General features: G+C 70.6%; 21 protein-coding genes and 1 tRNA gene. 13 read left to right on the top strand and 9 right to left on the bottom strand.

The genetic code is table 11. The features are described 5' to 3' along the window. Window positions 1–7 precede the first annotated feature (7 nt). Both H180DRAFT_RS07055 and H180DRAFT_RS07060 read right to left on the bottom strand, forming a co-directional pair. The gene (locus tag H180DRAFT_RS07055; protein WP_055485112.1) at window positions 8–1,165 is read right to left on the bottom strand and encodes an acyl-CoA dehydrogenase family protein; all 1,158 of its coding nucleotides are present in this window, start codon (window positions 1,163–1,165) and stop codon (window positions 8–10) included. 140 nt (window positions 1,166–1,305) lie between these two features. Then, window positions 1,306–1,980, bottom strand: coding sequence for an SACE_7040 family transcriptional regulator (locus H180DRAFT_RS07060; RefSeq protein WP_079099906.1), 675 nt, complete (start codon window positions 1,978–1,980; stop codon window positions 1,306–1,308). Window positions 1,981–2,357: 377 nt separating this feature from the next. Between H180DRAFT_RS07060 and H180DRAFT_RS07065 the strand changes: the two genes are divergently transcribed. The 5 genes from H180DRAFT_RS07065 to H180DRAFT_RS07085 are packed head-to-tail and all read left to right on the top strand — an operon-like array spanning window position 2,358 to window position 9,224. Next, entirely contained in the window at window positions 2,358–3,971 is a 1,614-nt protein-coding gene (locus tag H180DRAFT_RS07065) for a carboxyl transferase domain-containing protein (RefSeq protein WP_055485285.1), read from the top strand. A gap of 31 nt (window positions 3,972–4,002) precedes the next feature. Then, window positions 4,003–6,114, top strand: coding sequence for an acetyl/propionyl/methylcrotonyl-CoA carboxylase subunit alpha (locus tag H180DRAFT_RS07070; protein ID WP_055485286.1), 2,112 nt, complete (start codon window positions 4,003–4,005; stop codon window positions 6,112–6,114). Between the two features lie 14 nt (window positions 6,115–6,128). After that, window positions 6,129–7,088 carry a hydroxymethylglutaryl-CoA lyase gene (locus H180DRAFT_RS07075; RefSeq protein WP_074466683.1) on the top strand — a complete coding sequence of 320 codons (960 nt, stop codon included), beginning with the start codon at window positions 6,129–6,131 and terminating at the stop codon, window positions 7,086–7,088. Between the two features lie 5 nt (window positions 7,089–7,093). Next, window positions 7,094–8,257, top strand: coding sequence for an acyl-CoA dehydrogenase family protein (locus H180DRAFT_RS07080; RefSeq protein WP_055485287.1), 1,164 nt, complete (start codon window positions 7,094–7,096; stop codon window positions 8,255–8,257). 7 nt (window positions 8,258–8,264) lie between these two features. Next, window positions 8,265–9,224, top strand: a complete 960-nt coding sequence (locus H180DRAFT_RS07085; protein WP_055485114.1) for a DUF4429 domain-containing protein — start codon at window positions 8,265–8,267, stop codon at window positions 9,222–9,224. Between the two features lie 207 nt (window positions 9,225–9,431). Here H180DRAFT_RS07085 and H180DRAFT_RS07090 read toward each other — a convergent pair whose 3' ends face one another. Further along, window positions 9,432–11,048 carry a beta-N-acetylhexosaminidase gene (locus H180DRAFT_RS07090; protein ID WP_055485115.1) on the bottom strand — a complete coding sequence of 539 codons (1,617 nt, stop codon included), beginning with the start codon at window positions 11,046–11,048 and terminating at the stop codon, window positions 9,432–9,434. 303 nt (window positions 11,049–11,351) lie between these two features. Between H180DRAFT_RS07090 and H180DRAFT_RS07095 the strand changes: the two genes are divergently transcribed. Together H180DRAFT_RS07095 and glmS are read left to right on the top strand one after the other, a co-directional pair. Then, a complete protein-coding gene (locus H180DRAFT_RS07095; protein WP_028436244.1) occupies window positions 11,352–11,630 on the top strand; it encodes a hypothetical protein in 279 nt (92 codons plus the stop codon). A 137-nt stretch (window positions 11,631–11,767) separates the two neighbouring features. After that, window positions 11,768–13,594 carry a glutamine--fructose-6-phosphate transaminase (isomerizing) gene (gene glmS / locus H180DRAFT_RS07100; protein WP_055485116.1) on the top strand — a complete coding sequence of 609 codons (1,827 nt, stop codon included), beginning with the start codon at window positions 11,768–11,770 and terminating at the stop codon, window positions 13,592–13,594. A gap of 453 nt (window positions 13,595–14,047) precedes the next feature. Here glmS and H180DRAFT_RS07105 read toward each other — a convergent pair whose 3' ends face one another. Continuing rightward, window positions 14,048–14,569 carry a universal stress protein gene (locus tag H180DRAFT_RS07105; RefSeq protein ID WP_055485117.1) on the bottom strand — a complete coding sequence of 174 codons (522 nt, stop codon included), beginning with the start codon at window positions 14,567–14,569 and terminating at the stop codon, window positions 14,048–14,050. A 332-nt stretch (window positions 14,570–14,901) separates the two neighbouring features. Between H180DRAFT_RS07105 and H180DRAFT_RS07110 the strand changes: the two genes are divergently transcribed. The 4 genes from H180DRAFT_RS07110 to H180DRAFT_RS07125 all read left to right on the top strand — a co-directional run bounded on the left by H180DRAFT_RS07110 (window position 14,902) and on the right by H180DRAFT_RS07125 (window position 17,898). Then, window positions 14,902–15,321, top strand: coding sequence for a hypothetical protein (locus H180DRAFT_RS07110; protein ID WP_175437731.1), 420 nt, complete (start codon window positions 14,902–14,904; stop codon window positions 15,319–15,321). 402 nt (window positions 15,322–15,723) lie between these two features. Beyond that, the gene (locus tag H180DRAFT_RS07115) at window positions 15,724–17,064 is read left to right on the top strand and encodes a helix-turn-helix domain-containing protein (protein ID WP_055485118.1); all 1,341 of its coding nucleotides are present in this window, start codon (window positions 15,724–15,726) and stop codon (window positions 17,062–17,064) included. Window positions 17,065–17,088: 24 nt separating this feature from the next. Further along, window positions 17,089–17,691 carry an oligoribonuclease gene (gene orn, locus H180DRAFT_RS07120; RefSeq protein ID WP_055485119.1) on the top strand — a complete coding sequence of 201 codons (603 nt, stop codon included), beginning with the start codon at window positions 17,089–17,091 and terminating at the stop codon, window positions 17,689–17,691. 134 nt (window positions 17,692–17,825) lie between these two features. Continuing rightward, window positions 17,826–17,898: transfer RNA gene (locus H180DRAFT_RS07125), tRNA-His, on the top strand. 332 nt (window positions 17,899–18,230) lie between these two features. On the opposite strand, the gene H180DRAFT_RS07130 is transcribed toward H180DRAFT_RS07125, so the two are convergent. Continuing rightward, window positions 18,231–18,662 carry an excalibur calcium-binding domain-containing protein gene (locus tag H180DRAFT_RS07130; protein ID WP_055485120.1) on the bottom strand — a complete coding sequence of 144 codons (432 nt, stop codon included), beginning with the start codon at window positions 18,660–18,662 and terminating at the stop codon, window positions 18,231–18,233. A 545-nt stretch (window positions 18,663–19,207) separates the two neighbouring features. Here H180DRAFT_RS07130 and H180DRAFT_RS30055 point away from each other — a divergent pair. Continuing rightward, window positions 19,208–19,996 carry a DUF6069 family protein gene (locus H180DRAFT_RS30055; RefSeq protein WP_199822474.1) on the top strand — a complete coding sequence of 263 codons (789 nt, stop codon included), beginning with the start codon at window positions 19,208–19,210 and terminating at the stop codon, window positions 19,994–19,996. Window positions 19,997–20,138: 142 nt separating this feature from the next. Here the strand turns inward: H180DRAFT_RS30055 and H180DRAFT_RS07140 are convergent, their stop codons facing one another. From H180DRAFT_RS07140 to H180DRAFT_RS07155, 4 genes are all read right to left on the bottom strand, one after another. After that, a complete protein-coding gene (locus tag H180DRAFT_RS07140; protein WP_079099909.1) occupies window positions 20,139–20,747 on the bottom strand; it encodes a M23 family metallopeptidase in 609 nt (202 codons plus the stop codon). Window positions 20,748–21,149: 402 nt separating this feature from the next. Further along, window positions 21,150–22,205 carry a chitinase gene (locus tag H180DRAFT_RS07145; protein WP_055485122.1) on the bottom strand — a complete coding sequence of 352 codons (1,056 nt, stop codon included), beginning with the start codon at window positions 22,203–22,205 and terminating at the stop codon, window positions 21,150–21,152. A 506-nt stretch (window positions 22,206–22,711) separates the two neighbouring features. Then, a complete protein-coding gene (locus H180DRAFT_RS07150; RefSeq protein WP_055485123.1) occupies window positions 22,712–24,190 on the bottom strand; it encodes a sensor histidine kinase in 1,479 nt (492 codons plus the stop codon). Window positions 24,191–24,206: 16 nt separating this feature from the next. Further along, on the bottom strand, window positions 24,207–24,923 hold the full coding sequence (locus tag H180DRAFT_RS07155; RefSeq protein ID WP_055485124.1) for a response regulator transcription factor: 717 nt from the start codon (window positions 24,921–24,923) through the stop codon (window positions 24,207–24,209). A 59-nt stretch (window positions 24,924–24,982) separates the two neighbouring features. On the opposite strand from H180DRAFT_RS07155, the gene H180DRAFT_RS07160 reads away from it, so the two are divergent. Continuing rightward, on the top strand, window positions 24,983–25,531 hold the full coding sequence (locus H180DRAFT_RS07160) for a hypothetical protein (RefSeq protein ID WP_055485125.1): 549 nt from the start codon (window positions 24,983–24,985) through the stop codon (window positions 25,529–25,531). Window positions 25,532–25,703 lie beyond the last annotated feature (172 nt).

The raw sequence follows: 25,703 nt of genomic DNA on the forward strand, positions 1-25,703 counted from the left end.
CGCACCGTCACAGCCCCATCGACTTGGCCACGATCGAGCGCATGACCTCGCTCGTGCCGCCGTAGATTCGCGAGACCCGGGTGTCGGCGTACAGGCTGGCGATCGGGTACTCGAGCATGTAGCCGTAACCGCCGTGCAGTTGCAGGCACTTGTCGATGACGCGGGCGGCCAGCTCCGTGGTGAACAGCTTCGCCGAAGCGGCGTCCGCGGCCGTCAACTCCTCGGCGTCCAGCGCCTCCAGAGCGCGGTCGCACACGGCCTGCATGGCGTCGACGTCGGCCTTGCAGTCGGCCAGCACGAACTTGGTGTTCTGGAACGAGGCCACCTCACGTCCGAAGACGGTCCGCTCCTTGACGTACTCGTGCGCGAACCGCACAGCGGCCGCTGACATGGCGTACGCGCCGATGGCGATGCCCAGCCGCTCCTGCGGCAGGTTGTGCGTGAGGTAGGTGAAGGCCTTGCCCGGCTCCCCGAGCATGTCCTCGACGGGCACCTTGACGTCGGTGAAGGACAGTTCGGCGGTGTCCGAAGCCCGCAGACCCAGCTTGTCGAGCTTCCTGCCGACCGCGTAGCCCTCGCTCTCGGCGTCCACGACGAGGATGGAGATGCCGCCGCGCCTGTCCTCGGGGTCCGGAGGCGACGTACGGCAGCACACCAGGACGCGGTCGGCCTGGACCCCGCCGGTGATGAAGGTCTTGGCACCGTTGAGCACGTAGTGCTTGCCGTCCTCCGAGAGCCGGGCCGTGGTCTTCATGCCCGCCAGGTCGGAGCCGGTGCCGGGCTCGGTCATGGCGATCGCGGTCATCATGTCGCCGGAGACGAAGGACGGCAGCCAGCGCCGCTTCTGCTCCTCGGAGCCGTACTTGAGTATGTAGGGCAGACACAGCGCGGTGTGGACGCTGGACCCGCCGAAGCTGACGCCGGCCCGCGCGCACTCCTCGGTGACCACCGCGTTGAACTTGAAGCTCCGCTCGCCCGCGCCGCCGTACTCCTCCGGGACCTCGATGCCGAAGACGCCCAGCTCACCGAGCTTCTTGTAGAAGCTCCTCGGGACATAGCCCTGTTCGGCCCATTCCGGATAGTGGGGTACGACCTCGGCCCGGATGAAGTCCCGGATGGTCTGACGGAATGCCTCGTGGTCCTCGCCGAAAACCGTGCGTCGCAATGGCACGCCTCCTCATGTCCCGCTCTCTCGCGCACCGGGCCGAAGAGCCCGCACGGGCAGAAGGCAACGGCAGGATGCGCGCGCGTACGGACCGACTCAGCATGGCTAAGCGCTTGCTCAGCCAACAAGCTACCCGCGGGTCAGCTGCGCTGTCCAGAGGTCGTAGCGGCGGTGGTGCCCGCGGAGCCGGCACGCCCGCGCCCCGATTCCGCTTCGGCCGGGGCGGCGGCGAGGGCACCCCGCGCGAGTCGGTGCAGCAGAGCGGCCGTGGTCTCGCGGTCGGGCAGGGCCGACGAACCGCTCAGGTGCGGGGTGGAGTTGAGCAGGCCGAAGACGGTGTGCACCGCGACGCGCGCCTCGAGCGACGTCAGCTCCGGGTAGATGGCCCGCACCGCGTCCACCCACAGCTCGACGTACTGCCGCTGGAGCTTGCGCACCTGCTTGCGGTCGCTCTCACGAAGCCTGTCCAGCTCACGGTCGTGGAGCGTGATCAGCGACCGGTCGTCGAGCGCGAAGTCGATGTGCCCGGCGATCAGCGCGTCCAGAACCGCCTCCGGGGCGAGACCCGCGGCGGCCGACTCCTCCACGCGCATGCGGCCGCCCTCGTGCAGCCGCTCGCTGATACCGACGAGGAGCTCGGCGAGCATCGCGTCCTTGCCCGCGAAATGACGGTAGAGCCCGGGACCGCTGATCCCGACCGCCGCTCCTATCTCGTCGACGCCGACACCGTGGAAGCCGCGCTCGGCGAAGAGACGGGCAGCCTCCCGCAGGATCTGCTCGCGGCGGGTGGGGGTGGCCTCCGTCTGCGTGCTCATGAATCCATTCTAGACAGGAGGGTTAGCGAGCGTTAACCTTGGGCGCAGTGGTTAATGGACGTTAACCAACGACGTTGACCACTGATGTCGACCATCGACGTTGAGCACAGACGTTGGCCACAAGCCGGGGTTCGGGACCTGCCCCGGCACCGGCCACTGGTACCGGGCACGGAAGGCACACGGCCCCGGGCGCCGAGGCCGGAGACGGACACGGTGACTGCGGACGAGGCGCTCCGACCGGGCTCCGCGAAAGCAGGCGCAGTGTGAGCAGCCGCAGTCATGAGCAGAGGGCGAGGGGGCGCGAGGTGAGGTACGAGCAGCCGCAGCCGGCACCCGGACGGGCAGCTGTCCCGTCGGGCGGAGAGACGGGCCCGGCGCTGGTCAGCAGCATCGACCCGGCTTCGGAGGCCTGCCGGACGAACGAGGCGGCGCACCGCGAGCTGAACTCACAGCTGCGGGAGAAGCTGGCCGCGGCCAGGCTGGGCGGCGGCGAGCGCGCCCGCGCACGGCACACGGAGCGGGGCAAGCTCCTCCCGCGCGACCGGGTGGACGCACTGCTCGACCCGGGCTCCCCCTTCCTCGAGATCGCTCCTCTCGCGGCGGAGGGGATGTACGGCGGTGCGGCACCGGCGGCCGGTGTGATCGCCGGGATCGGAAGGGTCTCGGGGCGCGAGGTGGTCGTCGTCGCCAACGACGCAACCGTCAAGGGCGGCACCTACTACCCGATGACCGTGAAGAAGCACCTGCGCGCCCAGGAGATCGCCCTGGAGAACAGGCTGCCGTGCGTCTACCTCGTCGACTCGGGGGGCGCCTTCCTCCCGATGCAGGACGACGTCTTCCCCGACCGCGAGCACTTCGGCCGGATCTTCTACAACCAGGCGCGCATGTCGGGTGCGGGCATCCCGCAGATCGCAGCGGTGCTCGGCTCGTGCACGGCGGGCGGCGCCTACGTCCCGGCCATGAGCGACGAGGCGGTGATCGTGCGGGGCCAGGGGACGATCTTCCTCGGCGGCCCCCCGCTGGTGAAGGCGGCCACCGGAGAGGTCGTCACCGCGGAGGAGCTGGGCGGCGGCGAGGTGCACAGCCGGGTCTCCGGCGTCACGGACCACCTCGCCGAGGACGACGCCCATGCGCTGCGCATCGTGCGGCGCATCGCGGACACCCTGCCCGAGCGGAGCCCGCTGCCCTGGTCCGTGCGTGCGCCGGAGCCGCCCTCCGTCGACCCTTCGGGGCTCTACAGCGCGGTGCCCGTCGACTCGCGCACGCCCTACGACGTGCGGGAGGTCATCGCGCGTGTGGTCGACGGCTCCCGGTTCCAGGAGTTCAAGGCCGAGTTCGGGACGACGCTGGTCACCGGGTTCGCCCGGATCCACGGCCACCCGGTCGGCATCGTCGCCAACAACGGCATCCTCTTCTCCGAATCGGCCCAGAAGGGCGCCCACTTCATCGAACTGTGCGACCAGCGCGGCATCCCCCTCCTCTTCCTGCAGAACATCTCCGGCTTCATGGTCGGGCGCGACTACGAGGCGGGCGGCATCGCCAAGCACGGCGCGAAGATGGTGACGGCCGTGGCCTGCACGAGGGTGCCGAAGCTGACTGTGGTCATCGGCGGTTCGTACGGCGCGGGCAACTACTCGATGTGCGGGAGGGCCTACAGCCCCCGCTTCCTGTGGATGTGGCCGAACGCGAAGATCTCCGTGATGGGCGGCGAGCAGGCGGCCGCCGTCCTCGCGACCGTCAAGCGGGACCAGATGGAGGCCCGCGGCGAGGAGTGGAGCGCCGAGGAGGAGGCGGACTTCCGCGCGCCCGTGCGCGCCCAGTACGAGGAGCAGGGCAACGCCTACTACGCGACGGCCCGGCTCTGGGACGACGGGGTGATCGACCCGCTGGAGACCCGGACCGTACTGGGTCTCGCGCTCACCGCGTGCGCCAACGCACCTCTGCCGGCGAAGGGGCCCGGGGAGCCGGGCTTCGGCGTCTTCCGTATGTGACGGCTGCATTGTGAGGAATGGGACTGTGACCATGTTCGACACCGTGCTGGTTGCCAACCGCGGGGAGATCGCGGTGCGGGTGATCCGCACTCTGCGGCAGCTGGGCATCACCTCCGTCGCCGTCTGCAGCGACGCGGACGCCGAGGCCCGCCACGTGCGGGAGGCGGACAAGGCGGTGCGCATCGGACCTGCGCAGGCCTCCGCCAGCTATCTGTCGGCCGAGCGGCTGCTGGACGCGGCGAAGCGCAGCGGCGCACAGGCCGTCCACCCCGGCTACGGCTTCCTCGCGGAGAACGCGCCGTTCGCGCAGGCCTGTTCGGATGCCGGGCTGGTCTTCGTCGGCCCGCCCGCGACGGCCATCGACCTGATGGGCGACAAGATCCGCGCCAAGGAGACGGTGCGGGCTGCGGGCGTTCCCGTCGTGCCGGGGTCGTCCGGTTCGGGTCTCGACGACGCCGAACTGGCCGCCGCCGCCCGGGAGATCGGCATGCCGGTGCTGCTGAAGCCGTCCGCGGGCGGCGGCGGCAAGGGCATGCGGCTGGTACGGGACGAGGCGGCGCTGGCGGAAGAGATCGCGGCGGCGCGGCGTGAGGCCCTCGGTTCCTTCGGTGACGACACTCTGCTCGTGGAGCGCTGGATCGACTCGCCGCGTCACATCGAGATCCAGGTCCTCGCCGACGGGCACGGCAACGTGGTGCATCTGGGCGAGCGCGAATGCTCCCTTCAGCGCCGCCACCAGAAAATCATCGAGGAGGCGCCGAGTCCGCTGCTGGACGAGGCGACGCGCACCGCGATGGGCGAGGCCGCGGTTGAGGCCGCCCGCTCCTGTGGTTACCGGGGCGCCGGCACGGTGGAGTTCATCGTCCCGGGCGGCGAGCAGACCCGGACCGGCGGCAGCACCCTGCGCCCCTACTACTTCATGGAGATGAACACACGCCTCCAGGTCGAGCACCCCGTGACGGAAATGATCACGGGTGTGGACCTCGTCGAATGGCAGTTGCGCGTAGCGGCGGGCGAGGAACTGCCCTTCGGCCAGGCCGGCATCGGCCTCAGCGGCCACGCGGTCGAGGCGCGCATCTGCGCCGAGACGGCTCTTCTCCGCCCCGCCTCCGGCTCGGAGGGCGGCAAGGTCGACTTCCTGCCGTCGGCGGGCACGGTGCTGCTGCTCCACGAAGCGGAAGGCCGGGACGTACGCACGGACTCCGGTCTGCTTCCGGGCACCGAGGTCGGCACGACGTACGACCCGATGCTGGCCAAGGTCATCGCCCACGGCCCGGACCGGCCCACCGCGCTGCGCAGGCTGCGCGCCGCGCTCGCGGAGACCACCGTGCTCGGCGTGGAGACCAACACCGGCTTCCTGCGGCGCCTGCTGGGGCACGCCGACGTCGCGGCGGGCAACCTCGACACCGGTCTGGTGGACCGTGCCGCGGCGTCGCTGGTGCCCCGGCGGATTCCCGAAGAGGTCTACGCGGCGGCGGCGTTGCTGCGGCAGGCGGCGCTCGAACCGCGGGCCGCGGAGTCCGGCTGGACCGACCCGTTCTCGACGCCTTCGGGCTGGCGCCTCGGCGGTGAACCGGCCTGGACCGTGCACCACTTGAAGGTGCCCGGTCACGACCCGGTGGCCGTCCGCGTGGCGGGCCGCTCCCCCGCGGAGCGAACCGACCAAGTGCGGGTCCGTGTGGGGGACGGCGAGCCGCGCACGGCACGGCTGCGGGAAGGGGCCGGAGCACACGGTCTGCTCGTGGAGTGGGGCGGGGCCACCTTCCGGCTGGCCCACGCCGCCTCGGAGTCGGGCCACTGGCTGGGCCGCGACGGCGACAGCTGGCACGTACAGGACCACGACCCGGTCGCGGCCGCCCTCCGCGGCGGTGCGGGCACCCACGGCGCCGACGCCCTCACGGCGCCCATGCCCGGCACGGTCACAGTGGTGAAGGCCGCCGAGGGCGACAAGGTCACCTCGGGCCAGAGCCTGCTCGTCGTCGAGGCGATGAAGATGGAGCACGTCATCACCGCCCCCTACGACGGCACGGTCACCGAGCTGGACGTCACGGCGGGAAGCACCGTCGCCATGGATCAGGTACTCGCCGTCGTGGAACCGCACCCCGCGGCGCACGACCCGGCGGAGAAGGAGGCGGAGGCGTGATCGAGGGCCTGCCCATGCGCTTCGGCGACGACGGGCTGCCGGCGAAGGTGCGGATCCACGAGGTGGGCCCGCGGGACGGGTTGCAGAACGAGCAGGCGACTGTCCCCGTCGAGGTGAAGTCCCAGTTCATCCACCGGCTGCGCGAGGCGGGGCTGGAGACCGTCGAGGCGACGAGCTTCGTGCACCCCAAGTGGGTGCCCCAACTCGCCGACGCCGAACAGCTGATGCCCCTGCTCGCCGACATCCCGGACGACGTACGGCTTCCGGTGCTGGTGCCCAACGCACGGGGCCTGGACCGTGCCGTCGCGCACGGCTGCCGCCACATCGCTGTCTTCGCGAGCGCCACCGAGTCCTTCGCCAGGGCCAACCTCAACCGGTCCCTGGAGGAGTCGCTGGCGATGTTCGAGCCGGTGGTCACCCGCGCCAAGGCGGAGGACCAGTGGGTCCGCGGCTACGTCTCGATGTGCTTCGGTGACCCGTGGGAGGGCCCCGTACCGCCTGCTCAGGTGGTCAAGGTGTGCCGCGCGCTGCTCGGCATGGGCTGCGACGAGCTGAGCCTGGGCGACACCATCGGCGTCGCCACACCGGGTCATGTCACGGCGCTGCTCGGCGAGTTGGCAACCGCGGGCGTGTCCGCTGACCGCATCGCCGTCCACTTCCACGACACCTACGGGCAGGCGCTGTCCAACACGCTCACCGCGCTCCGGCACGGGGTGACCACCGTCGACGCCTCCGCAGGCGGTCTCGGCGGCTGCCCGTACGCCAGGAGCGCCACCGGCAATCTCGCCACCGAGGACCTCGTCTGGATGCTCCAGGGCCTGGGCATCGAGACCGGGGTCGATCTCGCCCGCCTGACGGCCACGAGCGGCTGGATGGCGGACCGTCTGGGCCGCCCCAGCCCTTCACGCACCGTGCGAGCGCTCACCGGCGCGGACACCGGCGGCTCCCACCCGAACTCCCACAAGGAGCAGTGACCATCATGTCTCTCGACCACCGCCTCTCCTCCGAGCACGAGGAACTCCGCCGCACCGTCGAGGAGTTCGCCCAGAAGGTTGTCGCCCCAAAAATCGGCGAGTTCTACGAGCGGCACGAGTTCCCGTACGAAATCGTGCGCCAGATGGGCGAGATGGGCCTGTTCGGGCTGCCCTTCCCCGAGGAGTACGGCGGCATGGGCGGCGACTATCTCGCGCTCTGTCTCGCCCTCGAGGAGCTGGCCAGAGTCGACTCCTCGGTGGCCATCACCCTGGAGGCTGCCGTCTCCCTCGGCGCCATGCCCATCTTCCGCTTCGGCTCCGAGGAGCAGAAGCGCGAGTGGCTGCCGCGTCTGTGCTCCGGGGAGATCCTCGGCGCCTTCGGCCTGACAGAACCGGACTTCGGCTCCGACGCCGGCGGCACGCGCACCACCGCCGAGCAGGACGAGGAGACAGGGGACTGGGTGATCAACGGCACGAAGTGCTTCATCACCAACTCCGGTACGGACATCACCGGGCTGGTCACCGTCACCGCCGTCACGGGCCGCAAGGACAACGGGGCGCCTCTCATCTCCAGCTTCATCGTGCCGTCCGGCACCCCCGGGTTCACGGTCGCCGCCCCGTACTCGAAGGTCGGCTGGAACGCCTCGGACACCCGTGAACTCTCCTTCTCCGACGTACGCGTCCCCGCGGCCAACCTGGTCGGCGAAGAGGGCCGCGGCTACGCCCAGTTCCTGCGGATCCTCGACGAGGGGCGCATCGCCATCTCCGCTCTGGCCACGGGCCTCGCGCAGGGCTGCGTCGACGAATCCGTCGCGTACGCCAACAGCCGGCACGCCTTCGGCAAGCCGATCGGCGCCAACCAGGCCATCCAGTTCAAGCTGGCCGACATGGAGATGCGCGCGCACACGGCCCGGGTCGCCTGGCGCGACGCCGCGTCCCGGCTGCTTGTCGGCGAACCGTTCAAGAAGCAGGCGGCTCTGGCGAAGCTCTACTCCTCGGAGATCGCGGTCACCAACGCCCGCGAGGCCACGCAGATCCACGGCGGCTACGGCTTCATGAACGAATACCCGGTGGCCCGCATGTGGCGCGACTCGAAGATCCTCGAGATCGGCGAGGGCACCAGCGAAGTCCAGCGCATGCTGGTGGCCAGGGAGCTCGGCGTCGGATAATTACCGCATGGCGGAGATCATCCAGCGAAGCGGTACCTGGACGTTCGACGGCGAGGCCGTCCGCATCGTCCCTGCGACGGGGAAGCAGGCCTCTCCCCTGCGCAGGTCACTGGGTGAGGTGGTGGTGCCCCTGTTGGCTGTCGCCGGTATCGCATACGAACCGGGGAAGAAGGGCGGCCGGCTCAGGCTGCGCCTTCGCGAAGGCGCGGACCCGCTCGCCCAGGTGGCGAGCGCGCGGCTGCCGGACGCCTCGGATCCGTACCAGCTCACGGTGGAGCGGGACGGAGGCCGCCAGCCACGCGGGGAGCAGCACGTCGTGGGGGACGGGGTCGCGGAGTATTTCGTGGAGGAAGTCCGCCGCGCCCTGCTGCTGGACGAGGTCCCGGACACGCCCTGCGACCGCTATCTGCTGCCGGGGCCCGCGGTTCCGCTGACGGCGGGGGGTACGGATGGCACGGCCTCATTCGACGGCGAACGCGTTCAGCTGGAATGGAACTGGATGGCCAACGAGGCCAAGTCCCATGCAGGTTCGCGCACCCTGCCCCTCAAGGAGCTGGAGCGGGTCGAGTGGACACCGGCAGTCGGCTGGGAGAACGGCTCGCTGCGCTTCCACCCGAAGGGCGAGCACGCCCTTCTCAAGCCGGAGCACGACCCCAACTGCCTGCTGTTGTGGGGCATTCGCCAGGCCCGTGAGACGGGCGGCTCCGTGCTGCTGGCCGCCGCCGTCACCGCTCGGTTGCCGCATCCGGCCTCGCAGCGGCCGGCGGCAGCGGGCGACGAGGCCCGGCCCCCGTCGCTCACAAAGGGTGAGGACCACGTCTCCGCGGGCTCGGCCGGGTCCGCGAGCGCCGAAGACCACGACGGTCTGCTGCGCCGTCTTCGCCAACTCGGCGAGCTGCACCGCGAAGGGGTCCTCACCGACGAGGAGTTCGCCTCGGCCAAGAAGGCGGTCCTCGACCGCTTCTGACAGGATCGCGCCGACGCGGCCCCCACGGCGCGCGGCCCTCCCGGCGCGAGCCTCCCGCCAAGCCATGCCGACGCAGGCCCCTCCGACAGGCAGTTCGGACACAGCCGCCCGTGACGGCCAGGCACCGTCACCCCGCCCCGCGGCCAGGACCGTCACCCGCCGCCGCGGCCGGGCACCCTCCCCCGGCCCGCCAGCCGGCTCCGATACTCAGCGGGCAGGCCACGGCACCTGCGGCGAGCGCCAGTACTCCATCCCCAATCGGTCCCAGCGCGGCCCTTGTTGCGCAAGCCGAACCCGGTAGTCGTCCCAGTCGTGAGCTGAGGCGGGCGACCAGCCCAGCTCGGCGATCCCCGGAAGCCGCGGGAATGCCATGAACTCGATGTGTTCGCTCTTCTCCAGCGTCTCCGACCACAACGGCGCCTCGACCCCCATCACGGCACCGGCGGGCGCGCCCTTGATGTAGCTGCCGGGCTCCCAGTCGTAGGACTGCTCCGTCTCCACGTAACCGGCCCAGTGCAGTCCCAGCGGAGTGTCCTCGTTGTACTGCATGTCGAGGTAGGCGTGGTCGGCCGGGGAGAGGATCAGCCGCGTCCCCTTTTTCGCGGCCTCCACCACTTCGGGCTCGTCGGCCGCTCCGCTCGTCCCCCAGTACTGCGCCACCGCGCCCTCGGCGGGCTCGGCGCCGGTGAGCTGGTGCCAGCCGATCACGGTCTTCCCGTACTTCGCCACGGTCCTCTGTGCACGCTCCATGAATGCGACGTAGTCCTCGTGGCTGGTCGAGTGCGCTTCGTCCCCGCCGATGTGCAGATACGGGCCGGGCGTCATCGCGGCCAGCTCACGCACCACGTCGTCGACGAAGTCGTACGTCACATCGAGCGGTACGCACAGCGAGCTGAAGCCGACCTCTGTGCCGGTGTATCGGGGCGGGGCGACGCCGTCGCAGTTGAGCTCGGCGTACGAGGCGAGCGCCGCGTTGGTGTGCCCGGGCATGTCGATCTCGGGCACGACGGTCATCTCGTGCTCGCCCGCGTACCGCAGGATCTCCCGGTAGTCGGCCTTGGTGTAGTAGCCGCCGGGGCCGCCGCCGACCTCGCTCCCGCCGCCGTAGGTCGCCAGCCGCGGCCAGGAGTCGATGGCTATGCGCCACCCCTGGTCGTCGGAGAGATGCAGATGCAGCTTGTTGATCTTGTACATGGCGAGCTGGTCGATGTAGCGCTTGACCTCGTCGACGCCGAAGAAGTGCCGGGAGACGTCGAGCATCGCGCCCCGGTATGCGTAGCGCGGCCTGTCGCTCACGGTGCCGCCGGCCACCTGCCACGGGCCGGGCTGCCGGGTGCGCGACTCGACCTGCGGCGGCAGCAGTTGACGCAGCGTCTGCATGCCGTGGAAGAGACCCGCACCGGTGGGCGCGGATATCACGGCCGCCCGCGGTGAGATCTGAAGCCGGTAACCCTCGGCGCCCAGTTGGGACTTGTCCGACTTCTTGCCGCCGAGCCGCAGTTGGATGCCGTTGCGCCCGGGTCTCGCAGTGACAGGCAGCCGGTAGCCGGTGGACGGGCGCAGCAGCGCGGCGAGTTGCTCCCCGACGCGGTGCGCTTCACGGGAGGAGGCGGTCACGCGGATCACGGTCCGCTCGGTGACGGTGAAGGGCCCGCCGCCCTCCTTCACCGATTCGGGAGCGGGCACCACCTGGTTCAGCGGCGTGGGCTGCCGGGTGTGACGCCCGGGGTCGTCGTCGGCCGCCGCGGCGGGGGTCGTGAGGGAAGCGGGAAGGACGGTTGCGAGGAGAGCGGCACACAGCAACAGCGGCCGGATTCGTCTCACGAGCGGTCCCTTCGGTGGGCGTCGTGCATGGGGGCGCGCGCAGCGTCGCTGCGTTGCCATGGCTTGTACGTGGAGCAGACGAACGGACACACGTGTATCGCGCCGCTCACCCCGGGTCAAGGTGTAGACCACTCGCCGTCTGCCCTCCCGGCCCCTCCGCTCCCCTCAGCTGCGGCGCTTCATGACGCCGCCCAGAGTTCCGTGATGTGTGGCCAGTGAATCACGCACAGTCATTATGGCGACACGTGCCCGATATCGGGCAGGTTTCTTGCGTTCCTCTCGCCGAGCCCGCAATATCAAAGGGTGCTGGAAGTGCGTACGCCGGTCCACGACGACCTCATCGACCATCTGGTCCGCACGACACCGCTCCACCGCGGTGAAGCGGCCCGGATCGTCATGGACGTCCTGGCGTACTTCGACGAGTCGACCGAGGAGTTCGTACGCCGACGCCACCGCGAGCTGCAGTCCAGAGGTCAGAACAACACGCAGATCTTCGCCCGCATCTCGTCAGAGCTGCCGCACCGAGCGGTGGCACCCCCGGATCTCTCACTGCGGCAGCTGCGCCGCATCGTCTACGGATGACGTACGAAGAGGATCTTCGCCGCACACCGGCGACGGCCGGCGGCTGACGGACGCGACCGGCACCCGGCACAGTCACACAGCAAGCGACGACCAGCCCACCACAAAGTGGAAACCGACGAGGAGAGGCAACAGCCAATATGTGCGGAATCGTGGGATATATCGGCCAACGCGAGGTTGCCCCGCTCCTGCTGGAGGGTCTGCAGAGGCTGGAGTACCGGGGATACGACTCCGCCGGCATCGCCATCCACAGCAGCGGCACGGGCAAGAACGCGGGCCTGAAGACGGCCAAGACCAAGGGACGAGTGCGGGACCTGGAGGAGCGCGTACCGGCCCGGTTCGCCGGCACCACCGGTATCGCGCACACCCGCTGGGCCACGCACGGCGCTCCCAACGACGTCAACGCCCACCCGCACCTCGACGCGGACGAGAAGGTCGCCGTCGTCCACAACGGCATCATCGACAACGCCTCGGAGCTGCGCGCCAAACTCACCGCCGACGGGGTCACATTCGTCTCCGAGACCGACACCGAGGTCCTCTCCCACCTGATCGCCCGCGCACAGGCCGAACGTCTCGAGGCCAAGGTCCAGGAAGCCCTGCGCCTGGTCGAGGGCACCTACGGCATCGCCGTGCTGCACGCCGACTTCCCCGACCGCATCGTGGTGGCGCGCAACGGGTCGCCCGTCGTGCTGGGCATCGGCGAGCACGAGATGTTCGTCGCCTCCGACGTCGCCGCGCTCGTCTCCCACACCCGCCAGGTCGTCACCCTGGACGACGGGGAGATGGCCACGATCAAGGCCGACGACTACCGCACGTACACCACCGAGGGCTCGCGCACCTCGACCTCGCCGGAGACGGTGGAGTGGGCCGCTGAGTCCTACGACATGGGCGGTCACGACACCTACATGCACAAGGAGATCGCGGAGCAGGCCGACGCGGTCGACCGGGTGCTGCGCGGCCGCATCGACGAGCGCTTCGCGACGGTCCACCTCGGCGGCCTCAATCTCGACGCCCGCGAGGCGCGGAGCATGCGCCGGGTGAAGATCCTCGGCTGCGGCTCCGCCTACCACGCGGGCATGATCGGCGCCCAGATGATCGAGGAGCTGGCACGCGTACCCGCGGACGCGGAGCCCGCCAGCGAGTTCCGCTACCGCAACGCGGTCGTCGACCCGGACACCCTCTACATCGCGGTCAGCCAGTCCGGCGAGACCTACGACACGCTCGCCGCCGTGCAGGAGCTCAAGCGCAAGGGCGCCCGGGTGCTGGGCGTGGTCAACGTCGTGGGGTCCGCGATCGCGCGCGAGACGGACGGCGGCGTGTACGTGCACGCCGGGCCGGAGGTCTGCGTCGTGTCGACCAAGTGCTTCACCAACACCGCCGTCGCGTTCGCGCTGCTCGCACTGCACCTGGGCCGCATCCGCGACCTGTCCGTGGCGGACGGCAAGCGGATCATCGAGGGACTGCGCCGTCTGCCCGGGCAGATCGAGGAGATCATGCGCGCGGAAGACGACATCAAGAAGCTGGCGGAGGACTACGCGCAGGCGAAGAGCATGATGTTCGTCGGCCGCGTGCGGGGTTATCCCGTGGCCCGCGAGGCGTCCCTGAAGCTGAAGGAGGTCTCGTACATCCACGCCGAGGCCTACCCGGCCTCCGAGCTCAAGCACGGTCCGCTCGCGTTGATCGAACCCGCCGTGCCGACGGTGGCGATCCTTCCCAACGACGAACTCCTCGACAAGAACCGGGCGACGCTGGAGGAGATCAAGGCCCGCAGCGGCAAGATCCTCGCTGTGGCGCACCAGGAGCAGGAGAAGGCGGACCACACGATCGTCGTGCCGCGCAACGAGGTTGAGCTGGACCCGGTGCTGATGGGCATTCCGCTGCAACTTCTCGCGTATTACACGGCGTTGGCGCTCGGCCGTGACATCGACAAGCCGCGGAACCTGGCGAAGTCCGTCACTGTCGAGTAACGGCGGCGCAGGCACACGACAGCGGTGGGCGGAATCCCGCGCGGGCCACCAACCACGCGGGATTCCGCCTCCCCTAGGCCCTGTCCGGCCGATCTTCTCGGGCCCCCGACGACAGCTACGGCACCTCGCTGCGTTGTCGGAGTCGCCCAAGTACGCCCAGTACGAGGACGATCCTCCATCTTGCGATGCACCGCATCTGACGCCGTGGGCTGATCCTCAAAGATCACCCGGACAGGACCTTGCCGGCGTCGCCCATAACGCCGGCAGGTTGCCGTCCCACGGGACCGTCACCTCCCGTGCGACAGCACGCTGTTGACGCTTGAAGTGGCTCGTGCCCCGTATATGCCCCTCACAAGCGCACAATCCACATGCGAGTTGAGGAAATTCAGCGCCGGACAAACACCAACTCGGCGTGCACAGTGGACGATTGAGGACCCGCGGGCAGCAGAGTCGTCACGGAATCACCACGACGGGACGTTCGGCCCGCCGCGCCAGGCGCCCGGCCACCGAGCCGAAGATCCGTCCCGCGAGGCCGTGCGTCGAACCGACCACGATGGCGTCCGCCTCGTACTCGTGCCCGACCTCTTCCAGTTCGTGGCAGATGTCGCCGCCCCGCTCGACGAGGATCCAGGGAACCTCGGAAAGGTGTTCCGCACAGGCCAGTTCGAGGCCGAGCACCTCCGTGCGGTGGTCCGGCACATCCACGAAGACGGGCGGCTCGCAGCCCGCCCAGACCGTCGTGGGCAGCCTGTTGGCCACATGGACGATGATCAGTCCCGAGCCGGACCGGTAGGCCATCCCGATCGCATAGGCCAGGGCACGTTCGCTCGACATGGACCCGTCGAAGCCTACGACGACCCCGTGCTGGAACGCCGGATCGCACGAGTGGCGTGCTTCTTCCGCCGCTTCATCGGTCGCACTGTGATCGGCGACCTGCTTGCGGTCCGCTGGTTCGGGGATCTCGTGTCCGGCCATCTGTGTCTCGGCGAAGGGAGTCCTCTGTGCGGAGGGAGCGGCGGTTGACTGTGAGCTTCCGTACGGGAAAGGGGCGCTGAACACCCGGAAGGATCCGGCCAGTGATTGGCCCGAAGACCCTCTCTCCAGCCTTCTACCCGTAAGGGTACGACCAGACTCCCCCCTTGCCCAGGGGCGCCGGGAGGCACTGGCCGTAACGGGCTGACCCCGGAGCATGCCTGAGGGAGCAGCATCACGCAACGCCAGGCCCCGGTGCTTACGCACAACAAGCATCCGGACACGTTGAGTTACAAGCTCCAGTTACGTCCGGCCCGGCTCCGCGTTATCCCAGCGTGCCCACTCGGAACCACCGCCAGGGCGGAAGCCGCCGGCTTCCGCCGGACCAGCTCCGCCCCGACTTCCCCGCCTGGCGGCACGACGACGGACGGGATCCTGACGCGGAGCCGGCGGCCCGCACCTCCGCCTCCGCCTCGGGGCTCGTCCGCTGGGGCGCCTTCACCTGCGTCCTGGTTCCGCTGACACTGCTGGTGTGCGGTGTCCGGTTCTTCACGGTCCTGGGCACGGCCGCCGGGCTCACCGTCGTCACGGCAGCGTGCGGAGTGCTGCTGCGTCTGTCCGAGTACGCGCACGCACAGCGCGGTCCCGAACGGTTCGGCGCCGGCGGCCCGGGGTCACACCGGGGCCGCCACAGCCGCACCGGCACGGGGTTGCACAGGGGCGGACGCTACTGGGGGACTCCCGGTCAGTCATAACGGCGAATTCACACCGGCGTACGCCGGTGTATGACGGCGCACGTTTGGGGCGTGTCCGAATCCCACGTGCGGCCCCCGTATTTTTCGGCCAATTTTGTTACTGGCCACGGCAGTTGAGACGACAACTTCACCACCCCTCGCCACCTGCAAGGAAAGGACCGACGGGCACGTGTGGCTCCTATGGCGGCGGGGCAGGGACGGCATGCGCACTTCCCAGTGGCGTCACCGAATGGAACGCTTCGTGATCGAATGCTTCACGCCAAGTTGCCATGTCGACATAGCGGCGAGTGTCGAACTTGTCCCGCCGGCAACGTCCGACACAGTAGATTCGATCTTGGCTTTCGCCGCGGGGGAAACGTGCAGGACCGAGAGGACGCGACGATTGAGGGGGGCTGACTTCCGGTGAGCGTTCCAAAGAGCCATCAGGACTCGACGAACGGCCCGGCGACGACCCGCAAGCTGGCCGCACGGCGGCGCCGAGAGATCGTTTCGGTGCTGCTGTTCAGCGGAGGTCCCATCTTCGAGAGCTCCATACCGCTCTCCGTCTTCGGCATCGACCGCCAGGACGCCGGGGTACCCCGCTATCGGCTTCTGGTGTGTGCGGGGGAGGACGGGCCGCTGCGTACGACCGGCGGGCTCCAACTGAGCGCTCCCTACGGGCTGGACGCACTCTCGCGCGCCGGCACCGTCGTCGTCCCCGCGTGGCGGTCGATCACCCAGCCGCCGCCCGCCGCCGCCCTGGACGCCCTGCGCAGGGCGCACGAGGAAGGAGCACGCCTGGTCGGGCTGTGCACCGGAGCCTTCGTGCTCGCCGCCGCAGGTCTGCTGGACGGACGTCCAGCCACGACCCACTGGATGTACGCGCCGACGCTCGCCAAGCGCTACCCGTCCGTCCACGTCGACCCGCGCGAACTCTTCGTCGACGACGGCGACATCCTCACCTCCGCCGGCACCGCCGCCGGCATCGACCTGTGCCTGCACGTCGTACGCACCGACCACGGCTCGGAAGCGGCCGGTGCCCTCGCCCGGCGGCTCGTGGTGCCTCCGCGCCGCGGCAACGGCGCCGAGAGCGGAGCCGGTTCACGGCATCTGGACCGGTCTTTACCCGAGGAGATGGGTGCCGACCCGCTCGCCGAGGTCGTCGCGTGGGCACTGGAGCACCTTCACGAGCAGTTCGACGTGGAGACGCTGGCCGCGCGCGCCTACATGTCCCGGCGGACCTTCGACCGGCGCTTCCGCTCCCTGACGGGCAGCGCACCCCTGCAATGGCTGATCACGCAGCGCGTCCTCCAGGCGCAGCGGCTGCTGGAGACCTCCGACTACTCGGTCGACGAGGTCGCCGGACGCTGCGGCTTCCGCTCCCCCGTCGCGCTGCGCGGCCACTTCCGGCGGCAGCTCGGCTCGTCGCCGGCCGCGTACCGGGCGGCCTACCGCATCCGGCGGCCCGAGAGCGGCAACGGGGGCAGCGGCCACGGCGGCGACGAAGGAGGAACGGGCAGCGGAGAAGGGGGCGGACGCGGCGCTGCCACGGCGCACCAGAACGACACGGCGGTCCCGGGCGGCATGGGGAACTCGGCGGGCGGCCATCACGGCATGCTCCATGCGGCGAACCACTATGCGGCACGCGATCTGCGCGACGCCTCCCGCGTTCACCGCGACTCCCCGCAGGAGGGCTCGGACCCGGGCAAGCCCGAATCGGACGCCTGGGCCCCCAGGGTGCCCGGGCAGCGGGGCCGTGGCTGACGGTGGGGACGTAGGGTGAAACGCATGAATGACCGCATGGTGTGGATCGACTGCGAGATGACGGGCCTCTCGCTGTCCGACGACGCGCTCGTGGAGGTGGCCGCTTTGGTCACCGACTCCGAGCTGAACGTACTCGGTGAAGGCGTGGACGTCGTCATCCGCCCTCCGGCACAGGCGCTGGCCTCGATGCCGGAGATCGTCCGTGAGATGCACACCGCCTCGGGCCTCCTCGACGAGCTGGACGACGGGACGACCCTTGCCGACGCGGAGGCGCAGGTCCTGGAGTACGTGCGCAAGTACGCGCCGGAGGCGGGCAGGGCCCCGCTGTGCGGCAACTCGGTCGCCACCGACCGCGGCTTCCTCGCCCGCGACATGGCCGATCTGGAGGCCCACCTCCACTACCGCATCGTCGACGTGTCCTCCATAAAGGAGCTGGCACGCCGCTGGTACCCGCGGGCGTACTTCAACAGCCCGCCGAAGAACGGCAACCACCGCGCCCTCGCGGACATCCGCGAGTCGATCGCGGAGCTGCGCTACTACCGGGAGGCGGTCTTCGTACCCCCGCCCGGCCCGGACGCGGACAGCGCGAAGAAGATCGCGGCCAAGCACGTGGTGCCGCCCGTTTAGGGGCGGCGGCACGTCGGCGGCATAAGCGCCGTGCGGTCTCCCGGGGCCGTCGCACCGCCAGGAACCCGTACGCGAGCACCCTGACGCACCCTGTACACTCTTTCTCGGCCGGAGGGAAGAGCGAGCCGGTCGTGGTGGATGTAGCTCAGCTGGTAGAGCACCTGGTTGTGGTCCAGGATGTCGCGGGTTCAAGTCCCGTCATTCACCCTGCAGGATCAAGCCCCTGACCTGGGGAAACTCGGGTCAGGGGCTTTTTCTTCGCCGGGTTCGGTAACACCGGGGGAACCGACCACGGGAGCTTCGCCCTCTTCGGTCGCGGCGGACGGTGCGCGGCGGCAGCGCGCGGAGGGCCGTACGCGCGGGCGCGCGCGAGCAGGGTGGACGCGCGGGCTCCGCCGTACCGGACGGTCCCGGGACAGGACGCATGCGGCGAGGCCCCGCCGGCTTCTGCGGCGAGGCCTCGCTCGTGACTGCGTCGCCGTCAGGCGGCGTACCAAGTCACGTCGGTGACCTGTACGACAACCCCGGAAGGCCTGCGGTCAGCTTTCGGCGCGGCGCCTGCGCGTGGCGACGAGCACCACCGCACCCGCCGCGAGCACCAGCCCGCCCCCGGCGGCGATGTACGGAGTGGCGCTGCTGCCGCCGGTCTCCGCCAGGTCCCCGCCGGTCTTGGCGGGGGTCTCGCCCGCCGCGTCCCCGGTGCCCGTGCCGGACTCGTCGCCCTTGTCGCGGTCCTTGGCGGGCACGAAGCCGGCCGGCGGCTTGTCGCAGCCGATGCCGTCGCCGTCGCGGTCGAGGTGCCTGCCGTAGTGCGAGTCGCCCTCGGCGATGTTCGAGTACCCGGCGTCGTAGGCGGCGGTGCAGTTCTTGAAGGGGTGCCCGCCGTCGTGTGCGAGAGCGGCGGTCGGGGCGAGCGCCATCCCCAGGGCGGCAGCCGTGACGACCGCGGTGGCCGATGTGCGGATCTTCATGATTCTCCGTGTGCGGATCGTGTGTACGGGGGGTGGCGATGATGTGACTCATCACCCTGGTGACTGGTTGTACGGCATCCCGGATGTGTTGCGGGATGTCAGTAATTGGTGACGTCTGTTCAACTCCCCGACGACTGAGGAGGTTTCGGGACCCACGGCCGTCGGCGCCCTCCTGCCCGCTGCGCTTCTCGACGGCGGCCGTGCGGCACGGTTCGCCCTCCTTGACCGAGGTCCTCGCCTCGGAAGCCCGGGCCGGAGCCTTTCGTGCGCGGGGCCGGACCCGGACTCCGCGCGACGGCGCCGAGAACTCCGTCCCGGACGGATGTCCGGCCGAGACGGGTCCGAGGAGAGCCGCGCACGCTCGCGGGGCGCCGTGAGCAGCGAATCCGGCGGTGCGGGGCCGGGTTCGCGTGTGCGGAGCGCGGACGGGTACAGCCGCCTGGGTGAGCGGTGCCGCCGCTGGGGATGCGGTGGCCGCGGGGCGGACCGAGCCTGGTGGGAACGGACTGCGGTCCGGTGCGGCCCAGGGAGAGGACTCGATATCCATGGCAGGTCCACACGACCCGAACGGCCCTCAGGACCCTCGCAGCCCGCACGGCCGGCGCCGCCGGGAAGGGCGGCCCGGCCCGTCGGGGCGGCCCGGCGAGCCCGGACCGTCCGGCCGGCCCGACCGCCCCGACCGCCCCGGGCAGTCCGCGCAGCCTGACCGCGAAGGCCAGGATCAGGAGCCCGGACCGTACACCGGCCGCGGGCAGGACCCCCCTTTCGAGGCCTTCGACCCCACCGGGGGCTACTACGGTCCTGCGGCCCGCTATCCCGACCCGTACCGGGATCCCGGGACGTACGTACCCGAGAAACGGACGAACGGCTTCGACCACGACCGTCCCCCCGGCGGCCGCCGGCGCGTCAGCTTTGTGCGGCTGTGGGCGGGCGGCGTCCTCGTCGCGCTGGTGGCCGCGCTCGCGTCGGCCGTCGCGTTGCTGCTCGTACGCGGTGTGCTGGACATCCCCGTCTTCGCGCCCGAGCAGGACAGCACGATGGAACTGACCTCCACGGGACAGCTCGCACTGGGTGCGGCGCTCGCAGCCCTCGCGGCCACCGCCGTGCTAAATCTGCTGGTGCTCGCGACGCCGCAGCCGGGGCGCTTCCTCGGGTGGATCATCGCGCTGGCCACCGCGGCCGTGATGCTGCTGCCCTTCACTTCCGATGCGAGCTGGGCGGCGAAGGCCGGCACTGCGGGCGTCTATCTGGTGATCGGTGTCGTCATCGGAACACTGCTCTCGACGGTCGCGCGAACCGCCATGGCCAACGGCACCGCCCGCAGCCGCCCATGAGGGAGTGACCGGGGCCGGCGAGCGGCCCTGGGCAGCGAACCGCAGGGGCGCGGGGCATCGAGCCGCTGGAACGTGGCAAGGCCCTCACCGGGACGCTTCTCCGGTGAGGGCCTCATGCTGGCCCGGCGGGACGCCTCGCTGACTAGGCGATACGGACTCCGTGCCGGGCCAGGTAGTTGACGGGGTCCACCTCGGTCCCGTAGCCCCGTTCCTGGCGTACCTCGAAGTGCAGATGAGGGCCGGTCGAGCGGCCGCTGTTGCCGGATTCACCGAGCACGGTGTTCGCGCGGACGACGCGCCCCGGCCGTACGGTGACCTTCGAGAGGTGTGCGAAGAGGACGTGCTTCCCGTCCTTCATGTGAACGATCACGGCTGTGCCGTATGAGCCGGCCTCCCCGGCGAGTTCCACCCTGCCGGTGCCGACGGACCGCACGGGGGTGCCCACGGGGGCGGCGAAGTCGACGCCTGTGTGGTGGCCCGCCGCCCACCCTCCGGGGACTCCCCACCGTGCGGATATGCGGGCGGACTTCGTTATGGGACGTGCATAGGAGTGCGCCGCCCGGCTGAGCTCATGGCGCTCGTGTCCCGGGCTCTCCTTGCGCCCGACGCCGTCGGACGCCGGTGCCAGGTCGTGGGGCCGGCTGTTGACCGACGCCGAACCGGCGAAGCCGCATATGGATACGGCTGCTGCGAGCCCGCCGGTCACTATTCTCCGGACGATTCCCGACTCACGCCGCGTATCAGGTGTCATACCTGGCAGCAAAGGTCACCGGCTGTGCGCCCGCACGCGGGAGTTGTCCGGAGGGGTGACGATCTCGCCGCTCCGTCACCCTTTGGGGCGAGGTCACGGTGGCGGCGGGGATACCCGCGCCCGCGCCGCGGCGAGCGGCTGCCGGCCGGCTCGCCCGCCTCCCGTGACGGCCGCGTCCAGTGACGGTTGCGCCCGCATGACGGCCGCGTCGCGTGACGGCCGCCTTCCCTGACTGCCACGTCCCGTGACGGAAGGGCTCGGTGCCCGGCGGCGGGTGCTGGACCGGGAGAGGCGGGCCCGGCGAAGAAAGGGTGGGGCGCAGCGGGGTGTGGGGGGGGGGAAGGAGCTGCGCCCCACCCTGGTCCGGGGGGCCGGCTGCCGGGGCGGCCGGCCTCTGGGACGTCAGCCGGTGAAGGCCTCGGCGAAGTCGTCCGCGCCCTGCTCGATGCTCGAACAGGTCGGGTCCGCCTGGTCCTTGGGGCCTCCGGGACATGCCTTGTCCCTGGTGGCGGACCACATCGACAGCCAGCCCAGGTTCTTCTCGTCCGCGAACTTCTTCACTTCGACCGCGTCGTCCGGCTTGAAGATCTCGACGTTGACGTCGTTGACGCCGATCATCGGCGTGACGGCGACGGTCTTCCACGCCTCGGCGTCGTCGTCGATGCCCAGCGCCGACTTGATCTGCTTCTGCGTGGCGGTGGCGGCGTCGATGGCGTACTTGCCCATGTCTCCGTCGTAGGACGGTCCGTAGTCCATGGCCATGATGTTGACCGCCGAGACCTTTACGCCGTTCTTCTTGGCGTTCTCGAGCAGGCCGGTGCCGTCCTGTGTCAGCCCCTCGGGGAGCACGGGCAGAGTGAAGGAGACGTCCAGGTCCTTGTGCTTCTTCTGGAGTTGGGCGATCGCCTGGGCGCGCCGGGTGTTGGCTTCGGTGTCGGGGAGCGCCGCACCCTCGATGTCGAAGTCGGCCTTCTTCAGGGCGAACGCCTCGATGACCTTGCCGTAGGCCTCGGCCAGTTCGTCTGCCGAGCCGCAGGCGAGGCCCAGCTCGGAACCGGCCGCACCGCCGAAGGAGACCCGCACGTCTCCGCCCTTGGCCCGGAAGTCCTCGATCTGCTTCGCCACGGCGTTGGAACCGATGTCCTCGGTCCCGCCCCACTTGGGGGTGCAGCCGCCGCCGGAGGTGATGAAGGCCAGGTTGAACTCCTTCACACCCGTCTTCTCCGAGCTCTTGAGGAGGTCGAAGGAGGGCTGGAGCGAGGTGTCGACGTACGGTGCGAAGCCGCCGGCCGCCGAGGGCTTCGCCTTCTTTCCGCCGCCCTGGTGCTCCTCGCCGGCGCTCGCGTTCCCGGCGAACGCGAAGGCCGAGCCGGCGACGGCGGCAGCGGCTGCGACAGCCGCAGCGAGCTTCACTTTCCGGCTGGTCCGAGGGGGCTGTGCCTCATGGTTGTCCGTCATCGTGGGGGTGCCTCGTCTGGGTGGGGGGTGGTGCCGACGAGTAGCAAGCTAGCCGTGCCGAGTCGGACAATTCCCTTGTTACGGACGGGAGTTGAATAACTTAGGGCGCGCTTAAGGGGCGGGAATGGTCCGGTTAGGGAAAGGCCCGGCGCCCCTCGTGCGAAGAGGAGTCTCCGGGCACGGAGCACCCTGCGGAGGCCGCGCCAAGGGCCGCGCACGAGGGCGCCGCGCCGCGCCTGGCGAAGTAAGCGTTTCCTCACATCAGTTGGGACGAAGAGCGGGGATGAAGGGCGGCGGCTGCAGGGGGACGGAGAGGTGGTGTCGGTCGTCACCGGCAGGGCCGTCGACGGAGGCCCACCGGCGCCGAGTTCGCGTGCGGTACGCCGGCCCCGTGCGGCCGCGCACCGGCGGGCGGAATTCACCGTGCGGTGTGCGCCGCACACCGGGCGACGGCACACACCGTGCGGCGGCAGGCAACGCGCACCGTAGAACGCGCCGTGCCGCCCTCAGGCGCGGCGCAGCGGAAAGCGTGAGCGGCGCTCCCGTTCGGAGCGCCGGCGGCCGCGCCCCCGGCGCTCCGCATCGCCGCCGTCCAGCGTCAGCCAGACGCGTATCTCGGTGCCGCCCAGCACGGACGGGCCGACGCGCACATCGCCGCCCGTCGACTCCGCGACCCTCTTCACGATGTCCAGGCCGAGCCCCGTCGACCCGGGCTTGCCGTCGCCGTGGCCACGCCGGAGGGCGGCGTCCGGGTCGGCTATGCCGGGGCCGGCGTCCGAGACGAGCACGATCACCGAGTTGCTCGCGGGGCCGCCGTGGTGAACGTCCACGGAGAACGCCGTGCCGACCGGCGTGTGCCGGAAGACGTTGCCGAGCATCGCGTCGAGCGCCGCGGCGAGTTCGGCCCGGGCGACGGGCACCCGGACCGGACGGTCGACGCCCGCCAGCCGTGCCTCGCGGCCCTCGTCCTCGGCGAGGGCCGACCAGAACGACATGCGCTCACGTATCACTTCTGCCGCGTCGCAGGCCGAGGCCTCCATGTTGCCCGTCGTCTGCGCGCGTTGCTCGCGCTGTTCGCGCGCCGTGCTGATGATGTGGTCGACCTCGCTCTCCAGCTTGGCGACGGCTTCACGCGTGTGTTCGGCGGCGTCGCCGTCGCCGAGCGAGGCGGCGTTGAGGCGCAGCACGGTCAGCGGCGTGCGCAGCCGGTGCGACAGGTCGGCCGCCAGCTCCCTCTCGTTGGCGAGGAGTTGCACAACCTGGTCCGCCATGGCGTTGAACGCGGCGGCCGCGGAGCGCAGTTCGCTCGGCCCGTCCTCCGGTACCCGCACTCCGAGCTTGCCCTCCCCCAGGGAGTGCGCCGCGGCCGCCAGGCGCCCCGCCGGCCGCACCATCAGCGTCCCCAGCCGGTCGGCGACGGCCACCGAGCCGAGGATGAGTGCGATGCCGACGCCCGCGAGGATCAGCCACGATGTGGTGACGTTGTGGGTCACCTCGTCGTTCGGGATGAAGACCTCGACGACGGCGAACTCGCCACTGGCGACGGCCGTGGGCCGCAGCAGCGTGTAGCCGCCCGCCACCTTGACCGTGGAGGCGCGGCCCTGGCGGCGGGCGGTCGCCAGCTGCTCGTCCGTGGCGCGCTGCCGGCCCACCTCGACGGCCGCTGCGGCGCCGGTCCCGCGCCCGGCCTGGGAACTTCCGGACCCCGACGGCCCGGAGGACGCCGACGGCGATCCGGAGGACTGCGGCACATGCACGGCGAGCCGGCCTTCACCGCCGGCTTCCGTGCTGACGACTGCCTTCTCGAGCTGCTGCCGGTCCGTCGTGATCGCCAGTACCGGGCCGACGGTGGCGGCCTGCCGCTCCGCGTTGGAGAACGCCCGGTCCCGCGCGGTCTCCTTCACCACGAGCCCGAGGGGCACGGCGAAGGCGATCACCACCATGACTGTCACGGCGAGGCACACCTTCACAAGCGCCCATCTCATGCCCGTATTTCCCTTCTCATGGCCGCGCCTGCTGCGGCGCCTCCAGCTTCACGCCGACGCCGCGGATGGTGTGCAGATAGCGGGGCCGGGCGGCGGTCTCGCCCAACTTGCGGCGCAGCCAGGACAGATGGACGTCGATGGTCTGGTCGTCCCCGTAGGCCTGCTGCCACACCTCGGCCAGCAGCTCCTTCCGGGCAACGACCACGCCCGGCCTGCCCGCGAGGAAGGCCAGCAGGTCGAACTCCCGCCGCGTCAGGTCCAGCAGCGTCCCGTCCAGCTCCGCCTGCCGCCGCAGGGGATCTATGGCGAGGCCGCCCACCCTCAACACCCGTTCCGTGACGGTGCCTTGGCCTCCTCCCCCGTTGGCGCCGCCCTGCGAGCGGCGCAGCACGGCCGCCATACGGGCCGAAAGATGCTCCACGGAGAAGGGTTTGACCAGGTAGTCGTCGGCTCCGTCGTTGAGCAGCCGGACGATCTCGTTCTCGTTGTCGCGGGCCGTCGCGATGATCACCGGCACGTCCGTGATGCCTCGCAGCATCTTCAGCGCCTCGGCGCCGTCCAGGTCCGGAAGGCCCAAGTCCAGTATCACGACGTCGAATCCGTACTGGGCGACTTCGCGCAGCGCCTCCAGCGCGGTGCCGACGCTGCGCACCACGTGCGAGGCGTGCTTGAGGTGCCGGATGAGGGCGGAGCGTACGAACTGGTCGTCCTCGACCACGAGCACACGGGCCATGGCCGCACGTTAGTCCATACCGGGACGTGGGTGAGCGGGTTGCAGCTATGGTGACAGGGATGGGACGACGAGGACTTGTGCACGCGGCAGCCTGGGCCCTGGCCACGAGCGCGGCAGTGACCCTGTCCTGGTTCGGAGTGCACACGGTCCTGGCCGGCACGGAGTACGACCCGCCGCGGTCGCTGCCCATCGCCGATGGTTCGGCGTCCACGACCGGCCCCGGGCCCTCGCCGCACGAACCCGAACCGACGCCCACGCCCTCGAAGTCCAGGCCGTCACCGCCGAAGACGCAGCAGCCGAGCACTTCGGAGCCCGCTCCCGGCGGCGGCGGGCGTACGACGAGACCGCCGTCCGAACCCTCCAGCCCCGCCCCCTCGTACTCGGGGAAGGTGGGGGGCGCCAGCGTCGCGGGGGGCCGGGCCGTCTTCGACATGCGTGAGGACTACGCGACGCTGGTCTCGGCGACCCCCAACGACGGCTGGGACACGCAGGTCTGGAAGGACACCACCTGGATCCGGGTGACCTTCACCAAGGACGGGCAGTCCTCCTCGGTCTTCTGCCGGTGGGACGGCGGACCGCCCCGCATCGAGTCGTACGACAACGGCTGACCCGCGCACAGCGGGCGGACGTCGGACGGGACCGAGCACGCGGAAGAGGCCACGACCGGCCGCGGACCAGTGCGCGGAGCGACCCGCGGACCAATGCGCCGAGCGATCCGCGGACAACCGGTGAACCGGCAGGCGGGGAGGCCGTCGCGCCACCGGCCGGGGCGGTCCCCTC

Origin of the sequence: Streptomyces sp. WMMB 322 (assembly GCF_900090145.1) — a bacterium.
Lineage (GTDB): Bacteria > Actinomycetota > Actinomycetes > Streptomycetales > Streptomycetaceae > Streptomyces.